This is a genomic window from Bartonella sp. AA16NXGY, assembly GCF_042197325.1.
In the GTDB taxonomy this organism is placed as follows: domain Bacteria; phylum Pseudomonadota; class Alphaproteobacteria; order Rhizobiales; family Rhizobiaceae; genus Bartonella.
In genome coordinates, this window is the sequence record NZ_JBHIRR010000002.1 from 251,487 (window position 1) to 267,245 (window position 15,759).

A 15,759-nucleotide genomic window follows, 5' to 3' on the forward strand; every position below is an offset into this window, starting at 1 on the left:
TACAGAGCGTGCATCATTATATTTAAGACAGATTTCTTTCAAAGAGATGTATAATATATTGAAACAGTTTACCTCGCAACAAAAAGTGAGATTATCATGATAATCGTCATTATTACATTATGCTATAAGTTAAAAAATCATAAATTTGTGCTTATAAGAACAGCTAATTTATTGAGAAGTATTTTTATAAATTTATAAAAAATAATTTTTACACTCTTGCCATTCTTCTGATGCGCTTTATTTGAAAAGTAGAATTGCTCTTTAGTGAAACTATTTTTGTTAAGAGATAAATCGCAGTATTTTTGAATGGAGATAACAGTATATTTTCAAAGTTTTGTGTTTTTATTTATTTTTTAGCTTGAATCCCTCTAGCTAAAAGGGTTGGGGACTTTTCTAGATTCGATGTTGTTGCAGAGATTTTAGGTCGATGCCGGATAAGTATCGGTATCGTAGGGGGGAGTTTTGTCTTGATTTATTGGTTTTTGAAGTGCGCAAACTAAGGGTTTTGCCATGTGTGTTTTCGCGCGTTGTGATGATGTTGAACTCTGTAGGAGGAGATTCTTATGAAAAAAAAATATTCCACACCAAATTTAATTAAAGTTGTCTCTCTTAGTACGGTAATGGCCACACTCTTATCGAGTGTTTCTCCTGTTTTTGCTGCTAATCTTGCGATAGTAGGAGGGACGAGTCAAAGTACACCTGGTACTGGTGTTGTATATCCACACGGTAGTCATGGGAGTGTTGTTTTTGCTGGTGATGATGACTACTGTGGTGCAGACAATGTTATTGGTCGTGGCGGCAAACAACAGCAGGGAATTTCCGATAATCAACGAATAACCGCACAAGAACAATATGAGCGATTTATTGGTGAGAAAGTTTTTAATGGTCGTAAACCTTATGGCACGACCACTGAAAAGGTTACTTGGCAAGGCGCTGGGATTCTAACCAACAATGCTACTTATATGGGAACAAACACTAGTGGTATCATTAATGCTATGCCTGAGGCTTACGGTGTTTATTCTTTTGCAACGGGTTGTGGATCTGCAGCGACGGGTAATTATTCAACCGTATTTGGTGCAGGTGCGACAGCAAAGGCAGGGGGTGCACAAGCTTTTGGTGTTTCCGCACTTGCAAGTGGTATAGCAAGTGTTGCTATGGGTGTAGGCTCAGAAGCATCGGGCAAATCTTCAGTTTCTATTGGAGGGCTTGCAACTGCATTAGGTACAAATAGCATTGCTTTAGGTACAAAGGTAAAGGCAGAAAAGAGTTATACGATTGCTATAGGTACAGATGCTGAAGCTAAAGCTTCAGGTGCTATTGCAATAGGGGGCAGGCGCTCTGACAGAACCGAAGAAAATGATCCTAACAGAAAAGTAATCGCGAATGCTGAAAATGCGATTGCTATAGGTACGCAAGCTTATGCTGAAAAGGAAGATTCGGTTGCCATTGGTGTAAATTCGCAAGTGCTTGTTAGAGATGGTGTTGCTGTAGGTGGTGGGGCTATCTCTGATAGAGAGAAGGGGGTTGCTGGTTATGATCCTGCAACAGGTAAAGGGACAACAAAAACCAGTATAGCATGGAAGAGCACCACAGGCGCTTTTAGCGTTGGTGAAGTTGGCGGTCGTGGTAATGGTACGTTAACACGACAAATTACAGGGGTTGCAGCTGGAAGTGAAGATACTGATGCGGTAAACGTGGCGCAACTAAAAGCTATGAAAGATATCATAGCAGGGGGAGGGGGGTGGAAACTTTCTGCTAACGATACCGATCCGACAGATGTGAATTCAGGCAATACTGTAGATTTTTCAGTGAAAAGTGAAAAAGAAGCGGGAAAAGACAACTTAAAGATTGCAAAAAACACTGCAGATAATAAGCATAAAATTGAATTTACTTTAAATGATCATCTTAAATTGACGCAAGTCACCACAGGCCAAAGCACGATGAGTGATGATGGCTTTTTTGTTAACGGTGAAAGCGGTTCACGCATGACTGTAGACGGCTTTTTTATTAATGGTAATGATGGTCCAAGCATGACTATTGATGGTATTGATGCAGCCAAGCAAAAGATCACAAACGTAGCAGATGGGTCTGAACCTAACGATGCAGTGAATTATAAACAGTTGCAAGAGGTGAAAAACGCGAACAAAACGAGTTGGCAGCTTGCTGTTAACGGTGGAAATGCTACGGCTATTGGTCCAAATGGTACAGTAAATTTTCAGTCAGTTGACAATAAAGGTACAAAAAATATCAAGATCGAAAAAGATAATGATCACAATGTCACATTTGATCTAGCTGATGATATTCAGGTAATGACTGTCACAGCAGGAGACAGCATTATGGATGCTGCTGGCTTTAGATTTGACGGTGATGAGGGGCCGAGCATAACTGTTAATGGCATTCATGCTGGTAATAAAACGATTAAAGGGGTAGCGGCAGGGGAAGAAGATACTGATGCTGTAAATTATAAGCAGTTGACGGAGGTAAGAACACTTGCTGAAGCAGGCTGGAAACTTTCTGTTGATGGGAACAATGCTACAGATGTTAAAGCTGGGAGTACAGTAGATCTTGTTGCGGATGCGGGTGAGGACGGAAGCAAAAATATAAAGATTGCAAAAGACAGTAATAAAGTTACATTTTCTTTGAATGATAACCTTAAGCTTACGAGTGTCACGACAGGCAACAGCATTATGAGTGATGAGGGCTTTAAGTTTATTGATGGTAATGGACCAAGCATAACTTTGAATGGTATTAATGCTGGTGATAAAAAAATTACAGGAGTAGCTAAGGCAGAAGGCAATACTGATGCTGTAAATTATGAACAGCTGAAAGAGGTAAGGACACTTGCAGAAAATGGCTGGAAACTTTCTGTTGATGGTAACAATGCTACAGATGTTAAAGCTGGGAGTACAGTAGATTTTGTTGCGGATGCGGGTGAGGACGGAAGCAAAAATATAAAGATTGCAAAAGACAGTAATAAAGTTACATTTTCTTTGAATGATACTCTTAAGCTCACGAGTGTCACGACAGGCAACAGCATTATGAGCAACGATGGCTTTAAGTTTGTTGATGGTGGTCCAAGCATAACTATGAAAGGTATTGATGCTGGTGGCAAAAAGATTACAAAAGTGAAAGCTGGTACTGATGATACTGATGCAGTAAATTATAAACAGCTGAAAGACTTTACAGCGGGGATGGAAACGGGTTGGAAGCTTTCTGTTGAAGACGGAGAAGCTACAGATGTTGAAGCAGGAAGTACAGTAAAGTTTGTTGCAGTTAAGCATAAAGACGATGATAATAATGAGAGTGAGAACACAAATATAAAAATTACCAAAGGTGATAACAATGAAGTAAAGTTTGATTTAAGCGAATATATTAAAGTTGGTCGTGTAGAAACAGGGGACAGCAGAATGAGTAATGCCGGTTTCATGATCAAAGATGGCCCAAGAATGACCAAGGGTGGTATTCATGCCGCCAATACAAAAATTACAGGAGTCGCAGATGGTAGCAATGAGCATGATGCTGTTAATCTTTCACAATTATATAAAATGAAGTTTGAGATAGAAGACAATAGTCTTGTTAAATGGAGTAAAAGTAAAAAAAATATTACCATTGGTGCTGAAAAAGAAGGTATCGAAATCAATATTGCGAACTCTGAAGGCAAGGATCGAATTATTTCTGGCGTTGCAGTTGGAAAAGTCAGTTCCGATTCAACAGAAGCAATAAATGGCCATCAGCTGTTTAGTTATATTACTAATATAGTGGATTTTTTTGGTGGTAAGGAGACAGATATACTTAATGGTATCAAACCAACTTTTATGGTTCAGAATACAAAACACGACAATGTAACGGATGCTTTCGCTGCTGTTGATACTTCTATCACAGATATTTATAGTCAGATTAATAATGTAACAGAAAATAGTCTTGTTAAATGGAAAGAAGATCAGAAGCTTATCACTATTGGTGCTGAAAAAGGCGGTACGAAAATTGATATTACAGGTACTGAGGGAGAGCGAACCATTGCAGGTGTAAAAAATGGTGAAATTTCCAAAGACTCTATGGAAGCTGTAAATGGTAGTCAAATTAATACAATCTCTGGAGATATTGCAAAATTCTTTGGTGGTGGTACTTCATTTGAAAATGGTGTGTTTGTTGGACCACAGTATAATTTATCTACCGTTTCTGCAGATGGTAAGGTAGAACAGAAAACCTTTGAAAATGTTGGTGATGCTTTGACTGGGCTTGATGCGAATGTCAAAAATGTGAATAGTCGTTTAACACATGTAGTCAATAATTTTACTGAGGAAATTCAGGGTCTCTCTAAAGATGCTTTATTGTGGAGCAGTTCTGAGAGTGCATTTGTTGCACTTCATGAAAAAGATGGACAGAAGACAGATAGTAAGATTAAGTTCCTTGCGGATGGCGATATTTCAGGAGATTCAACAGATGCAATAAATGGTTCTCAACTTTATAAGATGGGCGATAAGATTGCGAATTATTTTGGCGGTGGTGCTAAATATGAGAATGGAGAATGGACGGGGCCTGTATTCAAAGTTTCTCGTAACGATCCTGATGGTAATATTGTTGAGAATAGGTATACGAATGTTGCTGATGCTTTTGAAGGTGTCGATAGTTCTATTACGGATATCTATAATCAGATTAACAATGTAACAGAAAATAGCCTTGTAAAGCAGGAGGGAGAAGATGGTCTTATTACTGTGGGTAAAGCAACCGGTGGTACTGAAATCAGCCTTGTAAATAAAGATAAGCAAGAAAGAACACTTTCCGGTGTAAAAGATGGAGAACTTTCTCGAACATCTACTGAAGCAGTAAATGGTTCACAACTTTTTGCTACGAATGAGAAGGTTACAACTGTTACTGATAATCTTAAAACAGTCGCTCAAAATACATCGAAATATTTTGGGGGTAGTACAGATGTACTGAATGGTGTAGAACCAGCTTTCCTTATTCAGGGGAAGACCTATCATAATGTTACGGAAGCGTTTACAGGTGTTAATACTTCTATCACAAATATTGATAATAAGATTTCCGATGTGGTAAAAAATAGTCTTGTTAAGCAAGATGGAGGTGCATCAGGTATTATTACTATTGGTAAGGATACCGCTGGTACTGAGATCAATATTGCAGGTGTTGGTGGTTCAGGACGTAAAATTTCTGGCGTGCGGGAGGCAGAAAATGGTGATGAAGCTGTTAACAAAGACCAACTTGATAAAAGCATAGATAAGATTTCTAAAGATATTGAGACAGTAACTGCTGCTGCGGTTCTCTATGATAAGAATGACGATAATAGTGTTAATTATGGTAGTGTAACTTTGGGCGGCGATAAGAACAACGGACCAGTTGCTCTTCATAACGTAAAAGATGGTAGCATTTCTGAAAATTCCAACGATGCAATCAATGGTAGTCAGATTAATAAAATATCAGCAGATATTGCAAAGTTTTTTGGTGGTGGTGCAAAGTTCATTAACGGTGCTTTTGAAGGGCTGAAATATACTTTATCCGCTATTGTAGGTGGTGAAGTAGGGAAGGCTAATTTTTACAATGTTGGTGATGCTTTAACAGGTCTTGATAAAAATGTTCAAGATGTGAATCAACGCTTAACGAATGTATCCAATGAGTTTAACCAGAAAATTGAAGATTTCTCTAAAGATGCTTTACTGTGGGATGATGAGGAAGAAGCATTTGTGGCACGTCATGAAAAAGATGGTAAGAAAACAAACAGCAAATTGAAGTATCTTTTAGATGGTGAGATTGCTCAAGGTTCAACAGATGCCATTACGGGCAACCAACTTTATTCCATGAATAACCAACTTGCAAATTATTTCGGTGGCGGTGCCAAATATGAGAATGGCAAATGGACAGATCCTACTTTTAAGATTGTTCAAGTCAATGCTGATGGTACGACTGTTGAGACAGAGCATCATAATGTCGCTGATGCTTTTGGTGACGTCAATAAAAATATGTCAAATATTAATAACCGTATTGATGATGTCATCAACAAGGTCGATTCAGATGCTTTAAAGTGGAATGATAAAGAAAAAGCCTATGATGCTGGTCGCGATGGAAAGCCGAATAAAATTATCAATGTAGCTGATGGTAAAGTTGAAAAAGGCTCGAAAGATGCCGTCAATGGTGGGCAACTTTGGGAAACCAATGAACGTGTCACTGGTGTCGAAAAAGATGTGAAGCATCTTACCAACAGAGTTGATACCATTTCCAATACGATTGCTGATATTGGTGATACAGTTATCAATATTGATGCCAAAGTTGATAACATCAATAATAGAGTTGACGGCATTGAAGAGGATGCTGTTCGTTATGATAGAGATGAAAACGGCAAAAAAACCAATAAAATCACATTAGCGGGGGGGGATGCCAGTGAACCTGTTCTGATTGATAATGTAGCTGATGGTAAAATTGAAAAAGGCTCGAAAGAGGCTGTAAATGGTGGTCAACTTCATGATTATACTAAAGAACAGATGAAGATTATTCTTGATGAATCCAAGCAGTATACAGATCAACGGGTTAATAATATTGTGATTGATGCGATTGATGATGCTGTTGATCGGGCTAAGCAATATACAGATATGAAGTTTGATGTTTTAAACTATAGTATTGAGAGTGTGAAAAAAGAGGCAAGACAAGCAGCAGCTATTGGTCTTGCAGTGTCTAACTTACGCTACAATGATACACCTGGAAAATTAAGCGTTGGATTTGGTACTGGTTTATGGCGTAGTCAGTCTGCATTTGCCTTTGGTGCAGGTTACACCTCAGAAAATGGAAAATACCGCTCTAACATATCCGCAACAACTTCTGGAGGTCACTGGGGTGTAGGTGCGGGATTCAATATGACATTGAATTGATAATAAACAAAATACATAAAAATTCCTTTTCACCCCTGTCTCATGAGGCAGGGGTGAATTGTTGTTACGTATGTAAAAAAATATATATAAATTGATAAGCGCTAACGATAAATACAGGTTTAAAAAACAGAAAAACCGGACGCTTTCAAAAAAATGAACTTCTTATTTCAAAATAAGATAATAAGTTTTTCCATAAATTATAAGTTCATTATTTTTTCTTTAATTTTTAAATCTGAAAAATCTGTAGCACTCTACAGATAGAAAAAAACCTTTTGCTCTCTACAAATCTATTAAAAAGCTTTCTACTAAGATAAAAGTACACATTCAAATGTATTTCAACTTTACTGGAAGAAGTTATAAAACAATCCACTAAATCAACTCTACCCCTTGCAAAAAACAAACAATAAGTTTAAAAGTTAAAAAAACTAATCACCACAAAGAAATTTACTTTCTTAGGAAATGTAAAAGAGCAAAACACATTAACCATAAAAGCTAAAAACACAACTTCTCTCTCTTTGCAGTCCGGTACTAAATTTTTGAATACGTTTAGAAAAACCAAATTTAGGAAACTTTATAGCGTTTAAATGTGTCTTTTTTGTGTTTATAGTTATTTCTTTCATTGGGGAGTTCATTATGAAAAAATTATATACAAAATTAGCAGGGAGCAATTTAAAATTTTCCCGTTTTCCTTTTATTAAAGTCCTATCCTTGACTTCAATAGCTGCACTTTTAGCCAGTATTTCCCCTGTTTTTTCGAATGATCTTGATTCAGGAGAAGAGATTTCTGCAAACATAAGGAACACTGCTGAGATATATCCACAAAGTATTGTCTCTGTTTATGATAGCTATAACAGTGATTTGGATTCTTCTAGTGCATCACAGGAAAATTATTTAACAGCGCTGAATGTTTCTTTGACATCCAAGGTAAGTGCTGCTGATGACTATGCAAATTTTTTAACCAAAACTCTTACTGGTGTGAGCGATTATAGTCCTATAGTGAATGTTTTGGCAGAAGCCAGCGATTCAATACGTTCAATTGATATGAATGCTGGAAGTAAAAAAATAACAAGAGCAGCTTTAACTCCAAGAGTTGTAACGGGCGGTCAAATGACTAGGGATGGGAATTTGGGTAATCCTCTTGTCCATGGTGAACGAGCTCAGGGAGAAGCTCATGATGCTATTGTTTACGGGCAGGTAGCGCAGACGAAGGCTGACCAAGGGATTGCAATCGGCTTAACTGCTTTAGCCGGTAGGAGTAGAGATACTAAAAATAGCATTGCAATCGGCTCTTCTCTAACCGATAGTTATGATGAAAAAGAGAGAACAGTTTCATTAGGTGATTTTTCAATAGCCTTCGGTAGTAAAGCACATAGTTATGCAAATGAAGCGATTGCTATGGGGTACAATGCATATGCACAGGAGCAGGCGCTGCAGGGAATTGCTATAGGCGCTAGCTCTAATGTGACGGTTGCGGCAGGTGTTGCTCTAGGAAGCGATTCTATATCCGATAGGGCTGCTGGTGAGCTTGGCTACACTTCTTTGTTGCAGGGGCCTGCAACAAACGTTGAGGCGCAATGGAAAAGTACGCGGGGCTCAGTTAGTGTTGGTGATTATAGTAAGGGTATAACCAGACAAATTACAGGCGTAGCAGCTGGTTCTAATGTTACCGATGCAGTGAACCTTAGACAGTTGCAGGACTTAGAACAAGTTGTAAGACAAAACGGTTGGAAATTCTCTGTTGGAGATAAAAATGCTACAACTGTTCTTATGGATAGCGCGGTAGATTTTTCCGCTGGAAGTAGCAACCTAAATATTACAAAGGGCAAAGAGGACAATAAAGTAAAGTTTGATCTGGCTCAAGACATTGCACTGGAGAGCGTAAAGGCAGGTAAAAATACCTTCGATGCTACGGGCTTAGTAATTACTGATGGTCCGAAAATAACCACCGGTGGTATTGATGCTGGAAATAAAAAGGTAACGGGTGTTACATCTGGTGATCTTAGTGCAGATTCACAAGAGGCGGTAAATGGTAGTCAGTTGAATGTTGTAGCTACCCATATAGCTGGATATTTAGGCGGTGGTGTTAAATTTACGAATGGTCAATGGGATAATCCAGAGTTCAAAATTAAAACTTTAAATCCTGAGACGAATGAGATTGAAGAAGAAAGTTTTCCAAATGTAGCCAAAGCCTTTGAAGGTGTGGGTAAGTCTTATGTAAATCTTCACAATGAGATTAAAAAAGCTGCCGATGATAGTGTTTTTAAATGGCATGCCGAAACGGAGAGCATTACAATTGCTGCCAGTGAGGGAAAAGGTGGGCAAGAAAGTATTGCTATAGGTAAGCTTTCAAGTGCAACTGCCGATAATGGTATTGCATTAGGTGGTTCTGCAAATGTATCTGGTGAAAATAGTATCGCATTAGGTGGTTTTGCAAATGCATCTGGTGAAAATAGTATTGCATTAGGTGGACTTTCAGCTGCAACAGCTAAAAATAGTATGGCATTAGGTTCAAATGTACAAGTACTTCCTGAGGGTGGTGTTGCTGTGGGTTATAAATCTGTTTCTCGTAACTCAGTGTCCACAGTTGGCTATGATCCTTCCATAGGGAGCCAGTCAACGGATGATGGTGTGATATGGAAGAGCACTCAAGGAGCTTTTAGTATTGGTGATACTCCGAATAAGATAACACGACAGCTTACAGGTGTGGCAGCGGGTTATGCAGACACTGATGCCGTCAACATTGCGCAGCTGAAAAAATTAAGGGAATTTGTAGCACAAGGGTGGACACTTTCTCTTAATGATAAGGCTGTTTCAAACTTTCAGCCGGGTGATATATTAAATTTGGTTTCTGGAAGCAAAAACTTTGAGATTAAAAATAGTGATACAACAGACAGTAAAGACAAAAAAATAATATTTGATTTGGCACAAGATGTCACATTGAACAGTGTAAAATTAAAAGACATCACTTTAGATAAAACGGGCTTAACGATTGAAAATGGCCCCAAAGTAATAGCGGATGGTATTGATGCTGCAGGTAAAAAAATAACAGGTCTTGCGGGTGGAGATCTTAGCTCAAATTCGACAGATGCCGTTAATGGTGGTCAGCTTCATACAATCACTGGGGATTTATCAAAAATTTTAGGAGGAGATGTATCCTTTGATGGAAAAAACTTTAAAGTACCAGGGTATAAATTATCGAATATTGATGAAAAAGGTGTTGTAACAGATAAACCGCATACCGATGTTGGTTCTGCCTTTAAAGGACTTGATGACAATATCAAGAATGTGAATGCTCGCATTAAGGAAGTCTCAGAAGGAGTTGCACAAGATTCTTTATCTTGGAGCGATGCTGACAAAGCTTTTGTTGCCCAGCATGGGGAAGGTGATGACAGAAAGGCAAGTAAAATCACATCGCTTGCTGTAGGAGATATTACGAAAGAATCGATGGATGCCGTAAATGGTTCTCAACTTTATTCACTGGGCGATAAGGTTGCAAAATATTTTTCTGATGACGCTGAATATAAGGATGGGGAATTGAAAGTTCCTGATTTTAAGCTCAAAATTATCAATGATGATGGCACTGAAGCTGAATCAAGCTATAAGAATGTATCAGATGCATTTTCAGGTGTGGGTAAACTTTTCACAAAGGTTCAAACTGCGATCAGCGATGTAATCAGTAATTTGCTTGTTACGAAAAATGAAGATGTTATCAACATTGGTAAAGGAGTAGAAGGTAGTGAAATCAATATCGCAAACAAGGGTGGTAAGGATCGAACTCTTTCTGGTGTAAAGGCAGCAGAAAAAGCCAATGAAGCTGTGAACAAAGAACAATTTGATAAAGGTTTGAAGGATCTTTCTGATACCCTTCTGTCGGATAGTTCTTCTGTTGTTCTTTACGATAAAACAACAGATAATCAAACTGATTATACAAATGTAACTTTTGGGAAAGGGAAGGATGCTACACCTGTTGCGCTCCATAATGTAGCCGCCGGATCGATTGCGGAAAACTCAACGGATGTTATCAATGGAGGACAAGTTCACATTCTTTCAATGGATATAGCAAAATTGTTGGGTGGAGATGCTGAATTTAAGGATGGTGCTTTTAAAGGGCCAACTTATAATTTATCTAGTATTGATAAAGGTGGTGAAGTAACAGATAAACCGCATACCGATGTTGGTTCTGCCTTTAAAGGGCTTGATGAGAATATCAAGAATGTGAACGCTCGCATTAAGGAGGTCTCAGAGGGAGTTGCACAAGATTCTTTATCTTGGAGCGATGGTGACAAAGCTTTTGTCGCTCTGCATGGGAAAGGTGATGACAGAAAAGCAAGCAAGATCACATCACTTGCGGCTGGCTCTATAGTATCAGGCTCGAGTGATGCGGTTAATGGTGGACAGATTTATGATCTGAATCAGTCGCTAGCAAAGTATTTTGGTGGTGATGCTAAGTATGATGGTGATGGCTGGGTCCTTCCAGGTTTCAAGATAATGACTTTCCAAGAAGATGGAAGCTTTGTAGAGGAGGATTATGATAGCATTGCAGCCGCGTTTGCCGGTGTAAATAAGGTTTTCAAGAATCTTCATAATGAGATTTCAGACAACATTGAGCAAAATGCGTTGTTGTGGAGTGATGATGCAGGTGCGTTTGTAGCACAGCATGAGGAAGAAGGTAAAAAGGAAAACAGCAAGATCACGTTCCTTGCGAAAGGAAAGATATCAGAAGATTCGACTGATGCGATTAATGGTGGTCAGATTTATACTCTTCAACAGACATTTGCCTCATATTTTGGTGGAGGAGCTGGTTATGATAAGGAAGGAAACTGGCAAGGACCAAAATTCACCGTTCAGGTCTTTAATAAGGATGGTACGAAAGGTGATAAAGAGGAGCGTAATAATGTCTCTGAAGCATTTGATGTTGTTAATGACAGCATGAGCACTATCAACGATCGTATAAAAGAAGTTGAAAAAGGTACCTCTTCGAATAGTCTGAATTGGAATGAAGAAAAAGGAAGCTATGATGCATCTCATGTTGATGCTCAGGGTGTTAAGAGTCCAAGTAAGATTATCAATGTAGAGGATGGCAAGGTAGACAGAGATTCAAAAGAAGCTGTGAATGGAGGACAGCTTTGGGAAACTCAGCAAATGATTACAGATCAGGTCAAGGATATTGAAAATAAAGTTACGGAGGGATCTGTACAATACGATAAAGATAAAAAAACGGGCAAAAAGACCAATAAAGTTAGCTTAGTTGGTGGAGATGAAAGTTCTCCAGTATTAATAGCCAATGTAGCCGATGGAAAGATTGAAAAGGATTCGAAAGAAGCGATTAATGGCGGTCAATTAAAAGATAAGATGGATTTTGTGCTTGAAAATGCCAATAAGTATACGGATGAGCAAGTTTCTCATCTTGTAAAAGATGGAGTTAGTGAGGCTAATTCGTATACGGATATGAAGTTTTCGACATTAAGTTATGCTGTTGAGGATGTTCGAAAAGAGGCAAGACAAGCAGCAGCTGTTGGTTTAGCAGTAGCTGGTTTACGCTATAGTGATATTCCTGGAAAATTAACAATCGCATTTGGTAGTGGTTTATGGCGTAGTCAATCTGCTTTTGCTTTTGGTGCAGGTTATACTTCAGAGAACGGTGATATTGGTTCCAACTTGTCAATTACCACTTCTGGAGGTCACTGGGGTATAAGTACAGGGGTTAATGTGATACTCAACTAATAAACGACTAAATCCATAAAATTGATTTGCCTTTTTCTTAATTGAAGAAAAGGGCAAATTTTTTACTTTCTTCCAGAGTTCTCTAAAGCTATTCTAAATGTATAAAACACCCGTAATTATATAAAATCCGAATATAAAAAGCCTATGACAACTTTTTTTGAGAATAAAAGACCTTAATGGTAAAGATTTAAAAAATTGATTGCTATTATTTTGATTTATTAAAATGCTTCAAGAAATGTAAATACGAATATACCCTTTATTAAAAGAAGACAGTTTTAGCTTTTATTTTCGTATAGTTTTAAACGTATGCTTTATAATGCAACGATCTACAGATATGCAACGTACTCCAAACACAAGTATTGCTTTAGGGTAGTGGAGCGCAAACGGAAAAAGAATGAAGCGTTTCTGTAGGCAATATGGCTTACGCTTTAGAGAAAAGCAGTATCGCAATAGGTAGTGAATATAATAAGAAGAGCGAACACGGGGAAAATGATTATACTCTTTCGAAGAGTGATTATTCAACAGTAGTAGCAGCTGTTTCTAAAGCTTTAGAATATGGTTCGATTGCTCTTGGTCATCCGTACATAAGCATTTGCTCAAGAAGCTATTTCTATGGGCTTCTATTCAAAAGCAAAAGGGGTTGGAAGTATCGCTTTAGGTTCCTATTCTAAAGTGATGGTTGATGGGGGGCTATCGGGAACAGCTCTGTGTCTGGTAGGACTGCTGGCGTTTTTGGGGATACGTCTGTTCTGCAAGGACTGGCTAAAAACACCTAATCTCAATGGAAAAGTACGAAAGTTTCAGTAAATATTGGTGTTCCTAGTAAGAACATAACGCGACAAATTATAGGCGTAGCAGCTGATAGCAAATCTGCCGATGCGGTGAACCTGAGACAGTTGCAAGATTTAGAAGAAGTCGTAAGAAAAAAAGAGTGGAAACAGTCTATTTCTGGTGAGGCAGCTAAAGATATGGGTGCTAGATAGTACAATGAATTTTTCATCGGGAGGAAGTAACTTCAGGGTTAAAAGAGATAAGGACGATGAAAATAAGCTCATATTTGGTTTGGCTAATGATATAGCATTGAAAAGCATAACATTAGGAGAGAAAAGAAAAGTCGATGCAACAGGCTTAGTAATTACTGATGTCCCGCAAATAACCACCGGTAATATTAATGCGGCAAGTAAAAAAGTAACAAATGTTGCAGAAGGAACTAGCAATACTGATGCAGTGAATTTTTCACAACTGAAGGGAATAAAAGAACAAGTAGCAGTGAGTATTTTTGTAAAATAGGATACAGCAACGAGACACATTACCATTAGTAAGGATATAGATGGGGCATTTTAGTAAAAAGCTTTCATAAATCCTCTAATGAAATAAAAAATCTTATTCACGAAAAATAAACTGATGCCTAAGCGGATGATCAATAGGCACAAAAATTATACCTTTTTCAAAGAGATCAAAGCTAAAAACGACACACAACCTTTGATAGAAAAACGAAATCCATTCTAATATTAAGTATTTTTTTACCTTCCTCAAATTGACTTTCACGAACCTACCCCTAATTACCCTCTAAAGGCGTTGCAGAAACAACAGCTTACGTCTTAATTTTATTTATGTCCTAAAACACGCTGTAAAAGCAGGAACACGCAAGGGAAATAAGAAAGCTCTAGAACACACCTTTTTTGTGTTTTTAATCTATTGTTATGAGGGGGTATTATGAAAAAATATTCAACACCAAATTTGATTAAAGCTGTTTCATTGGGAACAGTTATAGCGACGCTCTTGTCGAGTGTTTCTCCTGTGGTTGCTGCAAATCTTGCGATAACAAGTGATAAAGTTCAAAGTACAAGTGGTCCTAGCGTGTCTTATCAATACGCTAGCCATGGCAGTATTGTATTAGCTGGCGATAAGGATTACTGTGGTGTGTTTAATGTTGTTGATCGTGGTGGAAGCAATCAAGGTACTGATAACCAAATCACTGCAGAGGAACTATATGAAAGAGTTTCTATGAATAAAGAGATTAATGGCAAGCGTCCTTTTAACTGGGCGAAGGTTCAGCTTAATTGGGTTGATGATGGTCTGACCGGTAAGGGGGGATATATGGGAAAAGCAACCGGTGGTCTTTCAAATGTTCTGCCTGAAGCTTATGGTGTGTATTCTTTTGCAACTGGGTGTGGATCTTCCGCAACGGGGCATTATTCAACAGCATTTGGAGCGGCTGCAACTGCAAAGTTTGGGGGATCACAAGCTTTTGGTATTGCTGCACTTGCAGGTGGACAAGCAAGTATTGCTATAGGGGTTGCGTCTGAAGCAGTAGCAAGCAATACGATTGCTATTGGTGGGCGTGCAAAAGCAAAAGGCGTTGATAGTATTGCATTCGGTAACAAATCACTTGCAGGTGGACAAAAAGCAATTGCTATAGGTTATGGTGCTCAAGCTCAAACAGATCTTTCGATAGCGATTGGTTCAGATGCAAGAGCGACTGAGCATAAGGGTGTTGCTCTTGGGAGCGAGTCTGTGGCTGATGTTGCTGCTGGCGCTATCGGGTATAATTCTTTAACTAAAGGCCCTTCAGATTCTGACGACATGATATGGGCGAGTACGCTAGGTGCAGTGAGTGTTGGTGATGCTAAATCAAAAAAAACGCGCCAGATTGTAGGAGTGGCAGCTGGTAGTGGCGACACTGATGCCGTTAATGTTGCACAGTTAAAATCATTACAAAAATACGTAGACCAAGGTTGGACACTATCTGTTGGAGGTAAAAATGCTAAAGCTGTTGGTGTACAAGATACTGTAGATTTGTCGGCTGCAAGTGACAACCTTAAGATTACAAAAGGTGGGGAAAACAATAATGTAACATTTGATCTAGCTAATAATATTACAGTGGAACGAGTTACCGCTGGGAGAAGCTCTATCAGTGATGATGGCATTTTGTTTGCTGATGGGGCTAAAATAACTGTGGATGGTATTGATGCTGGCAATAAGCAGATTACAGGAGTGGCAGCTGGGGAAGAACCTGATGATGCAGTGAATTTTGCGCAGTTGGAGCAGGTTAATCGGGACGTTGCAAGTGTAAGTCAAAATACATCACAATATTTTGGTGGTGGTGCAGATGTATCTAATGGTAAAGCACCAACTTACACAATTCAGGGTA

3 protein-coding genes and 1 pseudogene are annotated in these 15,759 nt (G+C 38.6%); all 4 read left to right on the top strand.

The features are described 5' to 3' along the window. The first annotated feature begins 563 nt into the window (after nucleotides 1-563). Nucleotides 564-6,881, top strand: a complete 6,318-nt coding sequence (locus ACFINK_RS02380) for a Vomp family autotransporter (protein WP_375638176.1) — start codon at nucleotides 564-566, stop codon at nucleotides 6,879-6,881. Between the two features lie 633 nt (nucleotides 6,882-7,514). Continuing rightward, nucleotides 7,515-12,605: a YadA-like family protein gene (locus tag ACFINK_RS02385; protein ID WP_375638177.1), complete on the top strand. Its 5,091-nt coding sequence runs from the start codon at nucleotides 7,515-7,517 to the stop codon at nucleotides 12,603-12,605. A 987-nt stretch (nucleotides 12,606-13,592) separates the two neighbouring features. After that, entirely contained in the window at nucleotides 13,593-13,895 is a 303-nt protein-coding gene (locus ACFINK_RS02390; protein ID WP_375611461.1) for a hypothetical protein, read from the top strand. A 426-nt stretch (nucleotides 13,896-14,321) separates the two neighbouring features. Further along, nucleotides 14,322-15,759, top strand: a pseudogene (locus tag ACFINK_RS02395) (Vomp family autotransporter); the annotation flags it as partial.

What these genes read in the sequence shown, in the direction of transcription:
- ACFINK_RS02380 (WP_375638176.1), top strand. Translation starts at nt 564, where the DNA reads ATGAAAAAAAAATATTCCACACCAAATTTAATTAAAGTTGTCTCTCTT.
- ACFINK_RS02385 (WP_375638177.1), top strand. Translation starts at nt 7,515, where the DNA reads ATGAAAAAATTATATACAAAATTAGCAGGGAGCAATTTAAAATTTTCC.
- ACFINK_RS02390 (WP_375611461.1), top strand. Translation starts at nt 13,593, where the DNA reads ATGAATTTTTCATCGGGAGGAAGTAACTTCAGGGTTAAAAGAGATAAG.